Genomic DNA, 20,677 nt, shown 5'->3' with positions numbered 1-20,677 from the left:
CTTTTTTAATTTTAAATAATAAAAACATAGCTGTGAAACATTCATTTAAACATATTACATACATCATCATAATTTTAGCGGGTTATCTGGGGTATTCTCAAGAGGAGAATTCTGGATTTACCCAAAATTCTTCGATTAATTTAACTTCTGCGGCTTCTACCAATATTCAAAGTCATGGAACGTCAGGTTATTTTTACAATCCAAAAAGAGCAATCGACGGTACAGAATATCTTTTTGATGAGTGGGAGAACAAAGCTGTTGTTTATACAAAAGACAACTATAAATATTCTCTTAAAAATATTAACTTAAATATTAAAAGAAATTTATTTCTAACTAGGTTAAGTAAAGATTCTATTTTTACTTTTAACATGAATGGGATAGATAAAATAGTTGTGAATAATAAAGTTTACAAAAATATTTATTCAGAAAAGGGCAGAACAATTTGTGAAGTTCTTTTTGAGTCTGATAAATTTTCTATTTTAAAAAGTTTCTATCTTCATACGGTAGAAGGTTCTCCAAATCCAATGATTAATAGAGTTAATGACAAAATTATCCGAAAAAATACATTTTATGTTCTAAAGGGTGAATCCTTAATCAAGTTTAGATTTACAAAAAGGAAAGTATTAACTTTAATTGATAGTGATAGGATCGATGCTACAAGGGAATATGTTAAACTTAAAAATTTATCTTTTCGAAAAGAAAAAGATGTGAAACAAATATTAAATTATAATACTAGTTTATAGTATGAAATTATTAATAAATTCAAAGGGATAAACGTTTACGTTTATCCCTTTTTTTATATTTTTACATTATCAAAAACAACCAGAATAAATGAAATATCAAACACGTAAAAAGGCTTTAGTTTTATTAGCAGACGGAACAATTTTTTATGGAAAATCTGTTGGAATAGAGGGAACATCTACTGGAGAAATTTGTTTTAATACAGGTATGACAGGTTACCAAGAAATATTTACAGATCCTTCTTATTTTGGTCAGCTAATGGTAGCGACCAATGCTCATATTGGTAATTATGGAGTGAATAATGAAGAAGTAGAATCGGATGGGATTAAAATTTCTGGTTTAATTTGCAGAAATTTTAGTTTTACACATTCAAGAGTAAATTCTGAAGGAAATTTAAAAGATTGGTTTTTAGAACATAATTTAGTTGCCATTTCAGATGTAGATACAAGAGCATTAGTGGCCTATATTAGAGATAATGGAGCTATGAATGCTATTATTTCTACGGATATAGAAAATATTGATATATTAAAGAAACAGTTAGCTAAAGTTCCTAGCATGAAAGGTTTAGAATTAGCATCTAAAGTTTCTACTAAAGAGCCTTATTTGGTTGGTGATGAAAATTCTGACATTAAAATTTCGGCTCTAGATATTGGTATTAAAAACAATATTTTAAGGAATTTAGTAAAAAGAGGGGCTTATATAAAAGTGTTTCCTTTTGATTCTTCTTTTGATGAATTAGCAGCTTTTAATCCTGATGGATATTTTATTTCAAATGGTCCTGGAGATCCAGAGCCATTATTTGAAGCTCAGGCTGTTGCTAAAGAAATTATTAAAAGAAATTTACCTTTATTCGGAATTTGTTTAGGGCATCAAGTAATAGCTTTAGCAAATGGGATTTCTACTTATAAAATGCATAATGGTCATAGGGGAATTAACCACCCTGTAAAAAACTTGCTAACGGGAAAAGGAGAAATTACTTCTCAAAATCATGGTTTTGCTATTAATAGAGAAGAAGCTGAAGCCAATGAAAATGTAGAAATTACCCACGTACATTTAAATGATCATACTGTTGCAGGCATTCGTTTAAAAGATAAGAATGCTTTTTCTGTGCAATATCACCCAGAAGCAAGTCCTGGACCTCATGATTCTGAGTATTTATTTGACGAATTCATATCTAATATAAAGCAAGCAAAAAAGGCTTAATCGTAACTTTTCTGTATTTCATCGACAGTTTATTGATTTTTATGATTTTTATGTTTTTTTTTGAATAAAAATAATTATATTTGATTTGTGATGTAAAAATCACATTCTTTTTCATAGCAATTTTCCCACTCAGTTTTCTGAGTGGGTTTTTTATTTAAGCTTCTTTTTGTGCAATCGTTTTCGTAATTAATCATTCACAAGTGATTAAATGATTTAGACATTTCGTAATTTAGCATATGATTAAAATACACAAAAATTAATTTTTAAATAACAATATAATGAGTATAATAATTAGCGTTCATGCACGTCAAATTTTTGATTCGAGAGGAAATCCTACAGTGGAAGTTGATGTAACAACAGAAAATGGAATTCTAGGTAGAGCAGCTGTTCCTTCAGGAGCATCTACAGGGGAGCATGAGGCAGTTGAACTGCGCGATGGTGGTAACGATTACATGGGTAAAGGTGTTTTAAATGCCGTAGGAAATGTAAATAATATTATTGCTCAAGAATTACTAGGAGTTTCGGTTTTTGAACAAAATGCAATTGATGAATTAATGATGGATTTAGATGGTACTCCAAATAAATCTAAGTTAGGAGCTAACGCAATTTTAGGTGTCTCTTTAGCAGTTGCTAAAGCTGCAGCTAACGAGTTAGGGATGCCACTATACAGATATGTAGGGGGGGTTTCAGCAAACACATTACCAGTTCCAATGATGAATATCATAAATGGAGGATCTCACTCAGATGCACCTATTGCATTCCAAGAATTTATGGTTATGCCGGTAAAAGCAGCAACTTTTTCTGAAGCTATGAAAATGGGTTCAGAAATTTTTCATAACTTAAAGAAAGTTTTACACGACAGAAACTTATCTACTGCAGTTGGGGACGAAGGTGGTTTTGCGCCAACTTTAGAGGGTACTGAAGATGCTATTGAAACAATTGCTTTAGCTGTTAAAAATGCGGGTTATGTTTTTGGGGATGAAATAAAAATAGCTTTAGATTGTGCCGCAGCAGAATTTTTTGTTGACGGAAAATACGATTATTCTAAATTCGAAGGAGAAACTGGTAAAATACGATCTAGTAAAGAGCAAGCCGATTACTTAGCTGAATTATCGGCAAAGTATCCTATTATCTCTATTGAAGACGGAATGGATGAAAATGATTGGGAAGGTTGGAAATATTTAACTGAAATAATCGGAGATAAGGTGCAATTAGTTGGAGATGATTTATTTGTAACGAATGTAGAACGTTTATCTAGAGGAATCGAAAATGGAATCGCAAATTCAATTTTAATTAAAGTAAACCAAATAGGAACTTTAACAGAAACAATCTCTGCTGTAAATATGGCTAAGAATGCAGGATACACCTCTGTAATGTCTCATAGATCTGGTGAAACAGAAGACAATACAATTGCAGATTTAGCAGTTGCTTTAAACTGTGGACAAATAAAAACAGGTTCAGCCTCTCGTTCTGATAGAATGGCTAAATACAATCAATTACTGCGTATTGAAGAAGAATTAGGAGAAACGGCTTATTTCCCAAAAGAAAAAGCATTTAAAATATAGATCATACAATTTGTTTAAATTAAAGCTTCATAAATTTTATGAAGCTTTTTTTTTGTTATAAATATATAAGTGAATGTTATTTTAGGATTTTAAAAATCTATTGGGAATGGCCTATAAATCTATTGAAAATATGGTATATTGTGCCTGCAAATAATATACAAAAATCATCAATATAATGTCAGATATCGCTAAATTACAAATAGGAAATAATTCTTACGAATTCCCGCTTGTAAAAGGAACAGAGAATGAAGTTGCTATTAATATTAAAACGTTAAGAAGTGCAACAAATGGAGTGATAACTATTGATCCAGGTTTCAAAAATACAGGTTCTTGTGAAAGTGCTATTACTTTTTTAGATGGAGAAAAAGGTGTTTTAAGATATAGAGGTTACGCTATTGAAGAGTTGGCAGAAAAAGCAGATTTTTTAGAAGTTTCTTATGCTTTAATATTTGGAGATTTACCAAATAAAGAACAATTAGATAAGTTTCATTCAGATATAAAGTCACATTCATTAGTAGACGATGACGTTAGAAAAATTTTGGAAGCATTTCCAAAAACAGCGCATCCAATGGGGGTTTTGTCCTCGTTAACAAGTGCTTTAACCGCTTTTAATCCTGCCTCAGTAAACATTGAGTCAAGAGAAGATATGTATAATGCAATCGTTAGAATTTTGGCTAAGTTTCCTGTATTGGTTGGGTGGACTATGCGCAAGAAAAAAGGATTGCATTTAAACTATGGGAAAAAATCTTTGGGTTATGTAGAGAACATTATGTATTTAATGTTCAAACAGCCAAATGAAGATTTTGAAATAAATCCAATTATTAGAAATGCTTTAGACAAGTTACTTATTTTACATGCAGATCATGAACAAAACTGTTCTACATCCACGGTAAGAATTGTAGGCTCTTCTCATGCAGGTTTATTTGCTTCACTTTCCGCTGGAATATCTGCACTTTGGGGTCCATTGCATGGTGGTGCTAACCAAGCCGTTTTAGAAATGTTAGAAGCTATTAAAGCTGATGGTGGAGATACTAAAAAATACATGGCAAAAGCAAAAGATAAAAATGATCCTTTTCGATTAATGGGCTTTGGTCATAGAGTTTATAAAAACTTTGATCCAAGAGCTAAAATTATTAAGGAAGCAGCAGATGAAGTCTTAAATAGTTTAGGCGTAGAGGATCCTATTTTAGAAGTTGCTAGAGGTTTAGAGCAAGAAGCTCTAAATGATCCTTATTTCGTTGAAAGAAAATTATATCCAAATGTGGATTTTTATTCAGGAATTATATACAGAGCGATGGATATTCCAGTAGAAATGTTTACAGTAATGTTTGCATTAGGGCGTTTACCAGGTTGGATTGCACAATGGAAAGAAATGCGTCTTAAAAAAGAACCAATAGGTCGACCTCGTCAAATTTACATAGGTGAAAACGAAAGACCTTTTGTAAAATTAGAGGAAAGATAAAAAATAGTGTTATTTTTACTAAAAAATTGAAAGCTTCATAATGTATGAGGCTTTTTTTATAGATTTTTAAAAATAGATATGTTACAACTTAATATTAAGAACGAAACTTCAAGGTTAAGAGCAGTTATTTTAGGAATTGCTAAAAGTAGTGGGCCAGTGCCAAAAGTAGAGGATTGTTATGATCCAAAAAGCGCACAACATGTTTTAGCTGGAACTTATCCAAAAGAAGAAAATATGATTTTAGAAATGGAAGCTGTTGCTAAAGTTTTTAAAAAATATGATGTTCAAGTTTTTAGACCGATTGTAATTGAAGATTATAATCAAATTTTTTCAAGAGATATCGCTTTTGTTATTGAAGATAAATTTATTGAAGCTAACATTCTTCCAGATCGAGAAAGAGAATACAAGGCGATAAATAATGTTATTTCTCAAATAAACCCTAATAACGTAATTGTTTTACCTGAAGAATGCCATGTAGAAGGAGGAGATGTTATGCCCTGGAATGAATATATTTTTGTAGGCACTTATTCAGGAGTAGATTATTCAGATTTTATCACAGCTCGTACAAATATGCAGGCAGTGCATGCATTAAGAGATTTGTTTCCTCATAAAATTGTAAAGTCTTTTGATTTAAGAAAATCGAATACAGATCCCAAGGAAAACGCACTACATTTGGATTGTTGTTTTCAGCCAATAGGAAAAGATAAAGCCATTTTGCATGAAAATGGATTTTTAATTGAAAGTGAGTATCGATGGTTGTTGAATTATTTTGGAGAAGAAAACGTATTTGAGGTTACAAAAGAAGAAATGTACAACATGAATAGTAACGTGTTTTCAATTTCTGAAGATGTAATTATTTCTGAACAAAATTTTACTAGGTTAAATACCTGGTTAAGAGAAAAAGGTTTTATAGTCGAAGAAGTTCCGTACGCAGAAATTGCAAAACAAGAAGGCTTATTAAGGTGTTCAACATTACCTTTGGTTAGAGATTGATTTCAAAAAAAAAAGAAAGCTGTAATTTTACAGATTTCTTTTTTTTTCGTTTAAAAGATAATGAATTACGGTATTAAAACGGTATCAATCGCATGAACTACTCCATTAGATCCTTGAACGTCAACTAATATAATATTTACAGTTTGCTCGCTCGTTGTTTTTATTTGCGCCCCAGACGTTAAATCAATTGTTATGGTGCCTCCAAGAGTATCAACATCTCCATTGGTTAATTGGTCGGATTGGACATTGGCTCCATTAACAACATGATATAAAAGAACAGCTTCTAAAGTAGTAATTGGAACATCAGCTAATGAATTCCAATCTGAGTTAGAATCTAATAATGCTTGAAAAGCATCGTTGGTTGGTGCAAATATTGTAAATGGACCATTTCCAGATAAAGTTGCAATAAAATCAGTTGTATGTCTAATGTCTGTTAAGGCAGCAACCAAACTTGTAAATACTTCATTGTTTAAAGCTAAAGCTACAACGTTGGGTGGTAACATTACTTTATCAATTACATGCACGGTACCGTTACTTGCTTCAACATCAACAACTACTGGCGCAGCATCTCCATTAAATGCTATTCCGTCAGTAACTTGTACTTGCAATGATAAACTTTCATCATTAGGCCCTGTTGACAAGGTAGGCACATAAGTATCTGACAAATCAGTTGATTTTACGCTTCCACTTAATACATGGAATAATAGAACTGATCTTAAAGTTTCAACTGGAATGTCATCTAAGGAACTCCAACTTGAGTTAGAGTCTAATAAATTTTGAAAAGCTGCATTTGTAGGTGCAAATACTGTGAAAGGACCACTACCTGATAAGGTAGTTGCTAAATCTGCTCTGGTTACAGCAGCAACTAAGCTCGTTAAATTGTTATTTATAGCAACATCTACTATTGTGTTTGTTTCAATCATTACATCATTATCATCATTACAAGATGATAAAAGAGTAGTAAAAAACATTAGGCAAAGGAATTTTGATAAATTTTTCATAATTATTGAATTTTTGAGTATTTATAACAATGTAAAAGTAAGATTTGTTCAAAAGCCAGATAAATATTTTTTGTTAAATTTTTTATAAAATAAGTTAAACAAAAAAATAAAATTTTAAATAGCGTTAATGAACTGAGAAGTATTTCAAGTATAAATTTTTTCAAAAAAAACAGAATAATTTGTTGATTTAGCAAAAATTATATCATAAAAAAAGTATAATTTTGCGAATAAACTAAAAATTAATGAAACAAACTACTAATACAATACTTATGGTTCGTCCTATCAATTTTAGGATGAATGAACAAACTGCTGTAAATAATTATTATCAGAAAGCATTTAAAGATTTATTGCCAGCAACCATAAACTCCAAAGCACAAAATGAGTTTGATGGTTATGTTGATAAATTAAGAGGTTTTGGTATTGAAGTAATTGTAGTGTCCGATTCGAATGAGTTTGATACACCAGACTCTCTTTTTCCTAACAATTGGGTGTCCTTTCATGGAGATGGAACGGTAGCAATTTATCCAATGTTTGCAGAAAATAGACGTTTAGAGCGCAGAGAAGATGTTTTAGAAACCTTAGAAAAGCAAGGTTATTTAATAGAGAATATTGTTGATTATACTTCTGCTGAAGATGAACAAATATTTTTAGAAGGAACAGGAAGCATGATTTTGGACAGAGAAAATAAAAAAGCATACTGTGCAATTTCTCCAAGAGCAGAAGAAGAATTGTTTATAGAATTTTGTGAAGATTTTGAATATACACCAGTTGTTTTCACTGCAAATCAAACTGTAAATAATAAAAGAGAAGCAATCTATCATACAAACGTAATGATGTGTGTTGCAGAAACATTTGCAATAGTTTGTCTATCTTCTATAGATGACAAAAAAGAACGTAAGAACGTATTAAAACATTTAAAGGAAGACAAGAAACAAGTAATAGATATTACTGAAGAGCAAGTAAATAACTTTGCAGGAAATATGTTGCAAGTTCATGGAAAAAATAATGAACGCTTTTTAGTGATGAGCCAAGCCGCTTTTGATTGTTTAACTCCAACTCAGAAATCTCAAATAAATAAACATTGTAAAATAATTTCTAGCTCTTTAGCAACTATTGAAACTTGCGGAGGAGGAAGTGCACGTTGTATGATGGCTGAAGTTTTTTTAACTAAAATGTAGGTTTTATTCTTGAAAACATAATTTAATAGCTCATATTTTTAGAAAATGGACTTTCTTTTATTAGCAATTGCACCAGCAATGATCTTTGTCATTTTTATTTATCTCAAAGATAAAATTGAAAAAGAACCGATTTCATTTTTAATAAAAAATTTTTTCTTAGGTGCATTTGGGAGCATCATAATTACTTTAATTTTAGGAGTATTATTCAATTCAATTTATCCTTTAAACGATGAAAAAAGTGTTTTTCAGCAATTCATAAAGGCATTTGTTGTAGTTGCTTTAGTTGAAGAGTTTTCTAAATATGTCATTGTAAAATATTATGCTCAAAAGAATAAGGAATTTAATGAACCTTTTGATGGAATTGTTTATGCCTTAACTGTTTCTATGGGTTTTGCTGCACTAGAAAACGTTTTGTACATTTTGCAATATGGAGTGTCTACAGGAATTACAAGAGCATTCACAGCGGTTCCTGCTCATGCAACTTTTGGAATTTTAATGGGTTATTTTATGGGGAAAGCTAAGTTTTCTAAAAATAGAATACAGTTAAATTTATTAGGTTTATTAGGCGCAACAATTTTTCATGGATTTTATAATTTCTTTTTGTTTATCAACTTTGTTCCCGGAACATTAATAGGCGCAATACTTTCTTTAATAATAGGAACTGTGTTGTCTAGAAAAGCGATTAAAAAACATCAAAAAGATTCTAATTTTAAAATATGATATTTTTTTATCTAAAGTATCTAACCCATAAATTTTTCTTTAAAATGGTTACTGTAACTCTGTAGTCAAAAATAAATTCCAAGATTTAAACTTCATAATGAATTATTTTAAAGCTTCAGTAATAATCTTACCAGTAGATGAATTAGGAGCTTCAATTCGTAATAAATTAGCAATCGTTGGTGCAATATCAATTATCTCATATTTGCTTTTTGACACACCTTTTTTGATGCCATTTCCATAAAAAATCAACGGGATATGAGTGTCATAAGAATAACCAGAACCATGTGAAGTTCCTGTTCTACCTCTTATTAAGGTGGCAGGATAAGGAATCATCATTACGTCACCAGAAATTTTTTGATTGTAACCATTTTGTAAAGAATTCATAATTCCATCAAAAAATCTAGTTGTTTGCAATGTTCTAGCCGTTACAGCCTTGTAAATTCCTTCAAAATTTAGAATTTCTTCAACTAATTTATCGGCAACTTTATTTTTGTCCAAACCTAAAGATTCGATTTTCTGTTTGTTTAGAAAAATTTGATAGTTTGAAATATTTTCAATCAATTCAATAGAGTTAAAATATTTTTTAGTGATTTCTAAAGCAGATTGTTTAAATTTTTGAATATCAAAATAATGTGCAGGTATTTTTAAAGATTGTAAATATGCAGGTACATCAACAGCAGCGTGATCTGCAGTTAAAAAGACAGTATATTTATTTTTTCCAATTTGTTTATCTAAAAATGATAATAAATCAGCTATATCTTTGTCTAATCGAAGATAAGTGTCTTCAATTTCTTTTGATGCAGGTCCAAATTGATGACCTATATAATCTGTAGATGAAAAGCTTACGGCTAAAAAATCAGTAAATTCACTTTTACCTAAATTTTCTCCAAGAATAGCGGCCTTGGCGAAGTCTGCTGTAAATGAATTACCAGCTGGAATTCCTTTTAAAATATCGAAGTTTCCATTTGTTACTTTTAAATTAGGAATATCATGAGGAAATGAAGTTGCTGTTTCTCCTTTAAACTTTCCTTCAAAAAGGTTGTTATCGATAATGCTGTTGGTGTAGGTGTTTATGTCGTAAAGTGTATTCCAAGGTGTTTTTAAATAGTTGTTTGCGTTGTCAGAGTTGTTAAAGTCTGTTACCCAGTTTGGTAAATTTTCCATATAGAAATTAGAAGAAATCCATTGTCCCTTTTGTTTACCATGAAACCAATAAGCAGCATTTGCTGTATGACCTGCAGGTAAAATTGCAGATCTATCTTTGATGGCAATTCCTATGGTTTTACCATTCATGTTTTGTGCCAAATGTAATTGATCTGTTACTGTTGTTGTATACATTCTAGAAGGTGATTTTTTGCCTGCATCACTATTGTTTCCAACAGTTCTATAGATATCATCATCAACACAGTAAATAGTTTTTTTTAAGAATTTATCGTACCAATTATTGGAAATTATACCATGATTGTCTGGTGTTGTTCCCGTATAAATAGAGGCATGCCCAACTGCCGTATACGTAGGTATAAGATTATAGTATGCATTTTCGATAGAAAATCCGTTTTTTAATAATCTCTTAAATCCGTTTTCAGAATATCTATCAGAAAATCTGGTTAAATAATCATATCGCATTTGATCTATAACAATACCAACAATAAGTTTTGGTTCTTGCTGTTTGGATTCTTTAAGTTTGCATCCAGTAAAAAATACACTAAAAATTAAGAGAAAAAAGATGATGTTTTTCATGAAAAATCAATATTTATAATATAATATCAAAAGTAATTAATTTTTATTTTGATCGGTCTAATTTTACATTCTATTCATGTAAATTTAATACTTTAGCATAAAATTAAATCTATGAATTACATAGAGCATATAGGTAAATACTTTTTAATGTTGGTTCAGGTTTTTAAAAAACCTCAAAAAACTAGGATCTTTTACGAATCTCTAATGAAAGAGATTGAGGAATTAGGCTTAAAATCTTTAGGGATTATTATATTTATCTCCTTTTTTATAGGAGGAGTTATAGCATTGCAAACGGCACTAAATTTAGAAAGTCCATTTATACCAAAATCATTAATAGGTTTTGCTGCGAAACGATCTATTATTTTGGAGTTTGCGCCTACATTTTGTTCAATTATTTTGGCTGGAAAAGTAGGTTCTTATATTACATCCAGTATTGGTGCAATGCGCGTAACGGAGCAAATTGACGCTTTAGAGGTTATGGGTATCAATTCATTAAATTATTTAGTGCTCCCAAAAGTTATTTCAACTGTTTTTTTCTATCCTTTTTTAATTATTTTGGCCATGATTTTGGGTGTTTTTGGAGGATGGGTTACAGGCGTTTTATCAGGTTTATTTACAGGGACAGATTATATTACAGGAGTTCAAACTACTTTTAATCCTTTTTTAATTACCTATGCAATGATTAAAACATTGGTTTTTGCATTTTTAATTGCCACAGTTCCATCTTACCATGGATATTATGTAAAAGGAGGATCTATTGCAGTTGGTAAAGCCAGTACAAAGGCTGTAGTTTGGACTATTATTTTAATTGTACTTGCTAATTATTTTTTAACTCAAATGTTACTAACTTAAATGATAGAAGTAAAAAATTTACATAAAGGTTTTGGTGATGTTAAAGTTTTAAAAGGAATTACAACAACATTTCATCCGGGAAAAACAAGTCTTATTATTGGGCAAAGTGGTTCAGGAAAAACAGTTTTTTTAAAAACGTTAATTGGATTACACATCCCTGAGCAAGGAACGATCTCTTTTGATGGTAGGATAAACACTCAGTTTACGAATGCAGAGAGAAGACAATGGAGACAAGAAATTGGAATGGTTTTTCAAGGGAGTGCATTATTTGATTCGCAAACAGTAGAAGAAAATGTAATGTTTCCTCTGAAAATGTTTACAAATCAATCCCAATCAGAAATGTTAGAAAGAGTAAACTTCGTATTAAATAGAGTAAATTTAGAGAATTCAAATAAAAAGTTGCCAGCAGAATTATCAGGAGGAATGCAGAAAAGAGTTGCCATCGCAAGGGCCATTGTTATGAATCCGAAATATTTATTTTGTGATGAGCCTAACTCTGGTTTAGATCCACAAACGGCCACCGTAATTGATAACTTAATTCAAGAAATTACTGATGAGTATAATATTATTACAGTAATTAATACACATGATATGAATTCGGTGATGGAAATAGGAGAAAAGATTCTTTTTTTAAAGAATGGGGTAAAAGCCTGGGAGGGGACTAGTGATGAGATATTTAGAACTGATAATGAGGCGGTTGTTAATTTCGTATACTCTTCCAATTTATTTAAAAAAGTAAGAGAAGCATATTTAAATAAAACAAAATGAAAAATAGGTTTGTTTAAAAGAATATAATATATATATTTGCAGCCGCTTAAAAGGAAAAAAGACCTGGTAGCTCAGTTGGTAGAGCATCTCCCTTTTAAGGAGAGGGTCCTGGGTTCGAGCCCCAGCCCGGTCACATAGAAGTAAGAAAACTCTGCAATTTTGCAGAGTTTTTTGTTTTTTGTAACATTATTTTGTTTTGAAAATAATATTTTTGGTAGCTAACGTTGCTAGAGATGAATAAAATAATATTTTTTATGATAATATCAAGTCTAATGAGTGATTCAAAAGAATTAATTTTTGATTTTAATTCTAATTCGGATATTTCTGCATGGCGGGTTGTTGATGACGTTGTTATGGGAGGAGAGTCGGAAGGTAACTTTAAATTGAATGAAAATGGAAACGGTGTTTATTTTGGTGAAGTTTCATTAGAAAATAATGGTGGCTTTTCTTCTTTAAGATTCAGGTTTAATAAAAAAGAGATTTCTAATTATTCAAAAATTATTCTAAAAATTAAAGGAGACGGTAAAAATTATCAATTTAGAGTTAAAGATAATTATCGCAATTTTTATTCCTACATAAGTTCCTTTTCAACAAACAAAAATTGGCAATTAATTGAAATTAATTTGTCTGAAATGTACCCGGGATTTAGAGGTCGAAAATTAGAGATGTCAAAATTTTCATCAAGTATTATTGAAGAAATAGCTTTTCTTATTGGAAACAAAAGGAATGAATCTTTTAAGATTGAAATTGATAAAATTTATCTTGAATAAATAGTTAAATCGCTTTTTGTATCTTTAAAAAGTTTTTGAACAGTAAGTATGGAGGAAGATAAAGTTAAGGAAATGGCTGCAGAGCAGTCTAAAAATGAAGTAAAAAGTGATGCTAAAGGCTTGTTGGTAAGTATCAAAAAATACTTAAAAGAGCTTTTAGATTTTAGAGATGATACAGATCATGAAGCCACAATAGAGGCTATTAAAGCTGATATTTCATTTAAAGGAGCGACTGCTTGGATTTTAATTTTTGCAATATTTGTGGCGTCAATAGGGTTAAATGCAAACTCAACTGCAGTCGTAATTGGAGCCATGCTCATATCGCCTTTAATGGGGCCTATTTTGGGTATCGGAATGTCTTTTGCCTTAAATGATATTAATACTTTTAAAAAGTCCCTGGTGAATTTGGGGACCATGATTGGGTTAAGTTTATTTGCCTCCTTTATGTTCTTTTATTTCTTTCCTTTAAGTGAAGATACTTCTGAATTATTAGGACGTGTAAGTCCGGATATTAGAGATGTACTAATTGCTTTCTTTGGTGGATTAGCATTAATGGTTGCAAGAACTAAAAAAGGTACTGTAGCTTCCGTAATTTTTGGTGTAGCAATTGCTACAGCTTTAATGCCACCGCTTTGCACTGCTGGTTACGGATTAGCAAAAGGTAATTTTTCTTACTTTTTCGGAGCCATGTATTTATTTACGATTAATACTATTTTTATTGCTTTAGCAGCTTTTATAGTCTTAAAATTGTTAAGTTTTCCAATGTATAAATATGCAAATGCTGCGAAAAGAAAACAGTATGCAACCATAGCCTCTATTGTAGGCTTAGCCGTAATGATACCTGCAATATTTACCTTTATTAATGTATTTAATAAAAGTAGAATTAATAGCCAGATAGAAATTTTTATTAAAACTGAAATTAAAAACAATCCTTCCTTAACTCTTATAGATTACGAGAGAGACCTTGAAAGAAAAACGTTGAAACTTAATTTTTTTAATGAAATAACAGATGCTACCTATAATGACTTGAGCAATGAAATAAATAGTAATGTTTCTTATAATAATTTAAAAGATTTTAAGTTAGAGATAAAAGGGAGTGATACAAAAAGTTTTGAATTAATTACAATAGCGTATAAAGAAAATAGGGAGGAGTTGCAAGAGAGCAAAAATATTATTAATGGTTTGCAAAAACAAATAGCAGCTTTGCAAGAAACAATTTCTATACTAAATACAAGAATTGAGCAAGATGCTTTGAATAAAAATCAAAAAGTAATTGCATTTAGTAGAATTGCTAAGGATGCAAAAATTAGATACGTAGATATTGAAGCCATTGGTTTTGCTAATGTTTTATCATCAAAAGATTTTATTAAGATAGATACAATTCCTGTTGCAACGATTAAATGGAATTTAAAATTACCTGATAGTATTATCAATCCAAAAGAAACAGAACTAAGAGCTTGGCTTCAAAAAGAAATGGAATTAGATACGCTTTTTATTAAGAGAGAAAAATAAAAAAAAAGCATTCAAAAGAATGCTTTTTTAACTTCTAATTATTTAGAAATTATATTGTTTTACCTCTACATTCTGATTGAATAAATACACTTTTTGGTTATTCATATTTAAACATTCAAATCTTGTTCTTCGTTTATTTCCTCTTCTGTAAATGATGTTTTTAAATTCAAATAAGCTCCCAGGGTTTATTTCAAAAATAAAATTTTTCCCTTTTTCTGCTTCATTCCCTTTTAAAACTAAGGATAGGTTTACATCAGAATCTGTGCTCGCTTTTGGGTTTTTTAAGTATGTAGCTAAAAAAGGTAATATTTTTGTTGGATAAATTTCAGGTCTTAAAAAAGGTAACATTAGATGCTGAAATACCATTTTCCATTCTTTGCCATGAGGTTGCGCTCTTCCAAATTTCTGATGCGTAACATGGTGTGCAATTTCATGTACCAAAGTCAATAAAAATTGATATTTGTTAAGATTGTTATTGACCGTAATTTGAAATCTCCCATCTGGAAGTTTTCTGAAATCACCGTGTTTTGTTTGTCTTTGATTCACGATTATTAAATCAAACGAATGTTCATCAATTAGAAATTGAACAAAGGGAATTGCCTTTACTGGAACGAAGTTTTTATAATCTGTACTCAAAAAAATTAGGGAGTTGTAGATGATACTTGCAAAACTTTACCATTATAAAACGTATTTCCAGTTAAAGAAAAATCATAGATATAATTCGCCATTTCTTTAGCGGAGAGCGGTGCTTTGTAATCAGGAAAAGCTTCAGCTAACATTTCTGTTTGGACAGCTCCAAGAGCTAAAACATTAAATGCAATTTGATGTTCTTTGTATTCTTCGGCTAATAATTCAGATAGGGTTATAACCGCTCCTTTTGCAGATGAGTATGCTGCTAAACCAGGGAATTTCATACTTCCTTGAATGCCTCCCATAGAACTTATGGTTACAACATGACTTCCTTTTTGTAAAAATGGAATTAAATTTTTCGTCAATTCAGCAACCCCAAAAACATTTACTTTATAGACTTCTAGAAAATCATCAGAAGTTAATTCAGTAAAAGGTTTGTTAATTAGTTTTCCTGCATTATTGATTAAAATATCAACTTGTTTCCAGTTATTTTTGATGAACTCCGTTACTTTTTCAACATCAGAACCTTTCGAAATATCAACGGAAATCATGGAGATATTTTTATGGTTTATTGCTGATAAAGGCTTTATATTTCTAGAGATTGCTAAAACACGATGTCCGTTGTTGGCAAACATTTTTGCTAACTCAAAACCAATTCCTCTACTTGTTCCTGTAATAACAACGTTCTTCATTTAAATTTAAAATTTTGAAGAAGCAATCTACTTAATTTTTCATACATTTAAGAATTAAAATCAAACAAATGAAAAAAATAGTTCTACTTTTTATTGCATTTATTTTTATGCAAAATATAACAGCACAAACTACGTATATTTTATGCGGAAAATTGATTGATACAAAATCGGGAAAAATCAATACAAAAAAGACCATTGTTGTTCAAGAAAACAAAATAATCGATGTCTTGGATGGGTATGTTATGCCAAAATCAGGCATTTCAATTGACTTGAGAGACAAAGTTGTAATGGCTGGTTTAATAGATATGCATGTGCATATAGAACAAGAATATGATGGGAAAACAAGAATTAACAACTATATTTTAAATGAGGCAGATATCGCTTTTAAGTCAGTTGGTTATGCACAAATAACCTTATTAAATGGTTTTACTTCTGTTCGAGATTTAGGTGGTACAGGTGTAAATATATCTTTAAAAAAGGCAATTAAAGCGGGTATAATTCCAGGTCCAAGAGTTTTTACGGCTGGAAAATCTTTAGCAACTACCGGAGGTCATGCAGATCCTACAAACGGCAGTAGTAGAAAATTTATTGGAGATCCTGGGCCAAAAGAGGGTGTTGTTAATTCTTTAGAAGATGCTAAAAAAGCTGTAAGACAGCGATATAAAAATGGAGCTGATTGGATTAAAATTACCGCAACTGGGGGTGTTTTAAGTGTAGCGAAATCTGGAGATAATCCCCAATTTACCATAGAAGAAGTTAAAGAAATTTGCCAAACTGCTAAAGATTATGGAATGCACGTAGCAGCCCATGCTCATGGGGATGAAGGTATGCAACGTGCTATTATTGGTGGAGTTAAAACCATAGAGCACGGTACACATATGAGTGATGAAACAATGGAACTCATGAAAAAGTACGATGCATATTTAGTACCTACAATTACGGCAGGTAAAGAGGTTGCAGAGAAAGCAAAAATTGATGGATTTTATCCTGCAATTGTGGTTCCTAAGGCTCTGGCTGTTGGTCCGCAAATTCAAGGTACTTTTGAAAAAGCATATAAAAAAGGAGTTAAAATTGCTTTCGGAACAGATGCAGGAGTCTATCCTCATGGAGATAACGGAAAAGAATTTGCATTTATGGTTGAAGCAGGAATGCCTGAAATGGAAGCTATTCAATCGGCGACAATTACAAATGCGATGTTGTTACAAATGGAGAATGAAATAGGACAAGTTAAAAAAGGTTTTTTTGCTGATATTATTGCCGTTAATGAAGATCCTACAAAGAATATTTCTACAATGGAAAATGTTGTATTTGTTATGAAAAACGGAGTTATTTATAAAAAGTAATTATGCAGATCTGTAACTCACAATTGCATTAATTTAAGTCTAGTATAAAGCAATGACGTGTAATTAATAGGACTTATTTATTTATTTATTGTTTTGGAAAATTAAAATTTTAATAAATGAAAGTAAACTTGTTTCCTCGTTGCTCTTGTTTATATGATTTTACTGGGATATAATCTTGGAAAGTTTATTATAATAGCAATCTGTTGACTTTCTTTCTAAATCTGAAATGATTACCTAAAGCCTAATATTTTAGAATAAAAGATTAATGTTTTTTATGGGTTTTCCTATTTTCTCAGAAATGGTAGTTCAATTCTAGTCAAAGGTAATGTGCTGGTATGCTCCAATATCCGGACTTATAGTTCTGTCAATTCCTAAAATATCGGTTGAAAAAAGTGTTACTTTTGCTTTGTTAATTGCATCAGAATCTTGCCCAATAATAAAATCTTCATTTTGAGAATCTTTAAAATGTGAATTTCCATTTAAGATAATATTTTGATAAAAAGAGTTTGTAAAATCTAATTCTTTATTGTCATTAAAAGAGTTATTTGTATCATTAAACTGGATCATGCAATTACTAATGTTGTAATTAAAAACTCTTCCACCATCGGCTTTGTCGAGGACAAACTCGATGTTGTTATTTCCATCGAATATACAATTGGTAAAATTAGCAGCAACTAAGTCTCTAGTTTCAATAGTTTCTTGTCCATTTTCATCTTCATAAGTAAAAAAATTATTTACCAAAACTGCTGGTAATTGTCTAATTCCATTATTCCAAAAATTAGCAAAAGTACTATGTGTAAAATTATAAGTTCCTCCAATCGTTGCCGCTAAAGAAGCTTCACCTGCAGAGCCAATAACTACATTATGAGCTTCAATATTTGTTTCTCTAGCGAGAATTCCAAAGTTTGAATGATTGTAAATTTCTGAGTTTTGCAATTTTAAAGTTGGTGTAGAAGCAGAACCTAAACTATCTATTAGAATTCCAATAATTCCGTTTTTAATTTGTGCGTGATAAATTTCATTGTCTTTACTTCCTGCGCGCATCCAAATTGTGCCCCATTGCCCTGGAATTTGACTAAAATTATTTTCTAATCTATCACCTTGAAAAACAACTTTTTCAGTTAATGTCCCATTTACTTTAAAGGTGGCTTTGTCATCAATAATTAATCCAGAATTATTATGAAAATAGATTCTTGCTCCGGCTTCAATAGTTAACGTCCTGTTACTGGGTACTGCTGCATAACCATAAATAACTGTTGGTTTTGAATTCGTAATAGTAAGCTCAGTATCAGTTAAAAATCGACCTTTAATATTTGTCGCTTGTCCATCAATGGTTAAGCTATCAATTTTCATGGTAATTGGATCTTTACCAGGATAAATAAAATTAGCGTCTTGGACTAAAGTTACCAAATTGACATCTTGTTGATTGGAGCCAGTATCAAATAAAATTCTATCTGTGTATAAAGGATTTGCAACGCTACTTGCATTGATGGTAGTTTCAATAAATACAAAAATGCTGTCTTGGGCTAAAATATCTATGTCATTAAATGCCTTACCTGCAATTCCATCAACATTTAATCTATAGTTAGATGAAGCCCCTTTTTCGAGTGTAATTTCCGGAATTGTAATCGATTTATTTCCTCTGTTATATACCTTTAGGTTATAAGTTCCAGAACCAATATTTGAGAAAATCGTATCTAAAAAAATAGTGTCTTTAGAAAACTCTAAACTCCCAAAATTAGGAATAGTAGAGAAATCTTTTCTACAAGAACTCACAGAAATTAAGGCAACACAAATAAGAAAAGTAATAAAATAACGCATAAATCAATTTTGTATAAAAATAGAACTTTAAAATGATTGGTTTATTATTTTTTAATCAATTTGATTTCAAAAAGTTTCGCCCAATTTTTACCTGTAACAAAAAGTCTGTTGTTTTCTTTATCAAAGGCAATTCCATTTAAAACTTCATCTTCAGGAACTAACTTTTGAGTTTTTTCCATTTCCTTTTTTAAATTAGATAAGTTTGCAACACCTAAAACAACACCTGTTTTTATATCAATGATTACAATTACGTTTTGTTGATATTTATTTGCATAAATTTTATCTTCAATTAATTCCAGTTCATTTAAATTATCAAGTGCATACTTGTTTGTGTATACTTGAATAGATTTTTTTTCTGAAAGCGTTTCTGAATCTAAAAACCAAATTTTGTTCGAACCATCAGACTTTATAAGCTCAGTACCGTTATTCGTCAAGCCCCAGCCCTCTTGACTTTTATTGTAGGTAAACTCTTTATCTTGTTTAAAAGTTTCTAAATCATACACAAAACCTTTTTTAGCTTGCCAAGTTAGCCAATAAATTTTGTTGTTTAAAATGGTCATTCCTTCACCAAAATATTTTTTATCTAAGTTAATTTTCTTTAAAACCTTACCTGTTTTAATTTCTACTTTTCGAAGTGTAGATTGTCCTTTTCTGCCTGTAGTTTCATATAGGAAACCCTTATGATACTCTAAACCTTGTGTATATGCTTTTTTGTCGTGAGGAAATGAATTTATAATTTCATAGCTATAAATTGCAGGAGCCTTGTCAGCCAAAACTTCAAAAGAGTTATTTTCCTTTTTTGTTTTTCCAGGGTAAAAAGCCAGGACAGAAACAGCATGTTTTCCAACACCTAATTGAGCAGTGTTTATAGTAGCTGAATTCCCGTTGGCAGAAATTTCTTTTCCATTTATAAAAAACTGAACTTCGTCTAAAGGTTTATTATTCTTTTCTTTTAAAGTAATTGTAACTAAAGAGTTTAACGTTGTTTTTTTTGTGACGTCTAAAGTAAATTTATAATCGTCATTACAAGAGGTAAAAGAGAAGGTGGCTAAAAAGGAAATAAGAACAGCAATTTTCTTCATTATATATGTTTTGTATTTTGGTTTAAAGATATAAAAATGAGATATATTAACTACTTCTAATGGTAAAGTTAATCGGAATTTCATTTAAATTCTTTGAAAGATCAAATAAACACAAATTTTTATTTGTAAATTAAAAAATAAGGTTAAATTTGCATCCTCTAAATAGTAATATAAAGCTATTTATAGACTTAAGTAAATACTTACCAAATTTACTTCTGACGAACATAACATTAAAGAATTAAAATATTATAAAATGAAAAAAGGAATTCATCCAGAAAATTATAGAATGGTAGCTTTTAAAGACATGTCGAATGAAGATGTTTTTTTAACACGTTCTACCGTAGATACTAAAGAAACTTTAGATGTTGACGGTGTAGAGTATCCTTTAGTAAAATTAGAGATTTCTAGAACTTCTCACCCATTTTACACTGGTAAATCTAAACTTATTGATGCTGCAGGACGTATTGATAAATTTAAAACAAAATACGCGAAATTCAAGAAGTAATTCTCTTAGAATTTTCTACATATTGAAAGCTCCAACATTTATTTGTTGGAGCTTTTTGTTGTTATTAATTTGTAAACTCGACTATAGAATCAATTCGAA

Annotated in this window: 19 protein-coding genes and 1 tRNA gene; 14 read left to right on the top strand and 6 right to left on the bottom strand. The window is 30.4% G+C overall.

Going from position 1 to position 20,677, the window contains the following annotated elements; genetic code table 11:
- The first annotated feature begins 32 nt into the window (after positions 1–32).
- The 5 genes from BLT88_RS11385 (at position 33) to BLT88_RS11365 (ending at position 5,964) form a co-directional block, all read left to right on the top strand.
- On the top strand, positions 33–743 hold the full coding sequence (locus BLT88_RS11385; RefSeq protein WP_091954868.1) for a hypothetical protein: 711 nt from the start codon (positions 33–35) through the stop codon (positions 741–743).
- A gap of 88 nt (positions 744–831) precedes the next feature.
- A complete protein-coding gene (gene carA / locus BLT88_RS11380) occupies positions 832–1,944 on the top strand; it encodes a glutamine-hydrolyzing carbamoyl-phosphate synthase small subunit (protein ID WP_036783652.1) in 1,113 nt (370 codons plus the stop codon).
- A 278-nt stretch (positions 1,945–2,222) separates the two neighbouring features.
- A complete protein-coding gene (eno, locus tag BLT88_RS11375) occupies positions 2,223–3,509 on the top strand; it encodes a phosphopyruvate hydratase (protein ID WP_036783654.1) in 1,287 nt (428 codons plus the stop codon).
- Between the two features lie 175 nt (positions 3,510–3,684).
- Positions 3,685–4,971 carry a citrate synthase gene (locus BLT88_RS11370; RefSeq protein WP_091954867.1) on the top strand — a complete coding sequence of 429 codons (1,287 nt, stop codon included), beginning with the start codon at positions 3,685–3,687 and terminating at the stop codon, positions 4,969–4,971.
- Positions 4,972–5,049: 78 nt separating this feature from the next.
- Complete coding sequence (locus BLT88_RS11365) at positions 5,050–5,964, top strand: dimethylarginine dimethylaminohydrolase family protein (RefSeq protein WP_091954865.1); 915 nt, start codon at positions 5,050–5,052, stop codon at positions 5,962–5,964.
- Between the two features lie 65 nt (positions 5,965–6,029).
- Here the strand turns inward: BLT88_RS11365 and BLT88_RS11360 are convergent, their stop codons facing one another.
- Positions 6,030–6,965 carry a fasciclin domain-containing protein gene (locus BLT88_RS11360; protein WP_091954864.1) on the bottom strand — a complete coding sequence of 312 codons (936 nt, stop codon included), beginning with the start codon at positions 6,963–6,965 and terminating at the stop codon, positions 6,030–6,032.
- A gap of 242 nt (positions 6,966–7,207) precedes the next feature.
- Between BLT88_RS11360 and ctlX the strand changes: the two genes are divergently transcribed.
- Positions 7,208–8,143: a citrulline utilization hydrolase CtlX gene (gene ctlX / locus BLT88_RS11355; RefSeq protein WP_091954862.1), complete on the top strand. Its 936-nt coding sequence runs from the start codon at positions 7,208–7,210 to the stop codon at positions 8,141–8,143.
- Between the two features lie 45 nt (positions 8,144–8,188).
- Positions 8,189–8,863: a PrsW family intramembrane metalloprotease gene (locus tag BLT88_RS11350; protein ID WP_091954861.1), complete on the top strand. Its 675-nt coding sequence runs from the start codon at positions 8,189–8,191 to the stop codon at positions 8,861–8,863.
- Positions 8,864–8,965: 102 nt separating this feature from the next.
- Here the strand turns inward: BLT88_RS11350 and pafA are convergent, their stop codons facing one another.
- Positions 8,966–10,603: an alkaline phosphatase PafA gene (pafA, locus tag BLT88_RS11345; RefSeq protein WP_091954859.1), complete on the bottom strand. Its 1,638-nt coding sequence runs from the start codon at positions 10,601–10,603 to the stop codon at positions 8,966–8,968.
- A 111-nt stretch (positions 10,604–10,714) separates the two neighbouring features.
- Between pafA and BLT88_RS11340 the strand changes: the two genes are divergently transcribed.
- The 5 genes from BLT88_RS11340 (at position 10,715) to BLT88_RS11320 (ending at position 14,505) form a co-directional block, all read left to right on the top strand.
- Positions 10,715–11,455 (top strand): ABC transporter permease, encoded by a 741-nt coding sequence (locus BLT88_RS11340; RefSeq protein WP_036783668.1) that lies wholly within the window; start codon positions 10,715–10,717, stop codon positions 11,453–11,455.
- Positions 11,456–12,223: an ABC transporter ATP-binding protein gene (locus tag BLT88_RS11335; protein ID WP_036783670.1), complete on the top strand. Its 768-nt coding sequence runs from the start codon at positions 11,456–11,458 to the stop codon at positions 12,221–12,223.
- A gap of 60 nt (positions 12,224–12,283) precedes the next feature.
- Positions 12,284–12,356 (top strand) — tRNA-Lys (locus tag BLT88_RS11330).
- Between the two features lie 121 nt (positions 12,357–12,477).
- Entirely contained in the window at positions 12,478–12,993 is a 516-nt protein-coding gene (locus tag BLT88_RS11325) for a CIA30 family protein (protein WP_231959993.1), read from the top strand.
- 48 nt (positions 12,994–13,041) lie between these two features.
- Positions 13,042–14,505: a DUF389 domain-containing protein gene (locus BLT88_RS11320; RefSeq protein WP_091954856.1), complete on the top strand. Its 1,464-nt coding sequence runs from the start codon at positions 13,042–13,044 to the stop codon at positions 14,503–14,505.
- A 42-nt stretch (positions 14,506–14,547) separates the two neighbouring features.
- Here BLT88_RS11320 and BLT88_RS11315 read toward each other — a convergent pair whose 3' ends face one another.
- Positions 14,548–15,141, bottom strand: a complete 594-nt coding sequence (locus BLT88_RS11315) for a SprT-like domain-containing protein (protein ID WP_091954854.1) — start codon at positions 15,139–15,141, stop codon at positions 14,548–14,550.
- Between the two features lie 5 nt (positions 15,142–15,146).
- Positions 15,147–15,827, bottom strand: a complete 681-nt coding sequence (locus BLT88_RS11310; protein WP_091954852.1) for an SDR family oxidoreductase — start codon at positions 15,825–15,827, stop codon at positions 15,147–15,149.
- Positions 15,828–15,895: 68 nt separating this feature from the next.
- Between BLT88_RS11310 and BLT88_RS11305 the strand changes: the two genes are divergently transcribed.
- Positions 15,896–17,170 (top strand): amidohydrolase family protein, encoded by a 1,275-nt coding sequence (locus tag BLT88_RS11305; protein WP_091954851.1) that lies wholly within the window; start codon positions 15,896–15,898, stop codon positions 17,168–17,170.
- A 312-nt stretch (positions 17,171–17,482) separates the two neighbouring features.
- Here the strand turns inward: BLT88_RS11305 and BLT88_RS11300 are convergent, their stop codons facing one another.
- Both BLT88_RS11300 and BLT88_RS11295 read right to left on the bottom strand, forming a co-directional pair.
- Complete coding sequence (locus BLT88_RS11300) at positions 17,483–18,991, bottom strand: hypothetical protein (RefSeq protein ID WP_091954850.1); 1,509 nt, start codon at positions 18,989–18,991, stop codon at positions 17,483–17,485.
- A gap of 44 nt (positions 18,992–19,035) precedes the next feature.
- Positions 19,036–20,073 (bottom strand): glutaminyl-peptide cyclotransferase, encoded by a 1,038-nt coding sequence (locus BLT88_RS11295; protein WP_091955785.1) that lies wholly within the window; start codon positions 20,071–20,073, stop codon positions 19,036–19,038.
- A 253-nt stretch (positions 20,074–20,326) separates the two neighbouring features.
- Between BLT88_RS11295 and BLT88_RS11290 the strand changes: the two genes are divergently transcribed.
- Complete coding sequence (locus BLT88_RS11290) at positions 20,327–20,578, top strand: type B 50S ribosomal protein L31 (RefSeq protein ID WP_036783682.1); 252 nt, start codon at positions 20,327–20,329, stop codon at positions 20,576–20,578.
- Positions 20,579–20,677 lie beyond the last annotated feature (99 nt).

This window comes from Polaribacter sp. Hel1_33_78 (assembly GCF_900106075.1).
Taxonomy (GTDB): Bacteria; Bacteroidota; Bacteroidia; order Flavobacteriales; family Flavobacteriaceae; genus Polaribacter.
The sequence above is the reverse complement of the archived record's forward strand: the minus strand, read 5'-3'. Positions and strand labels throughout refer to the sequence as shown.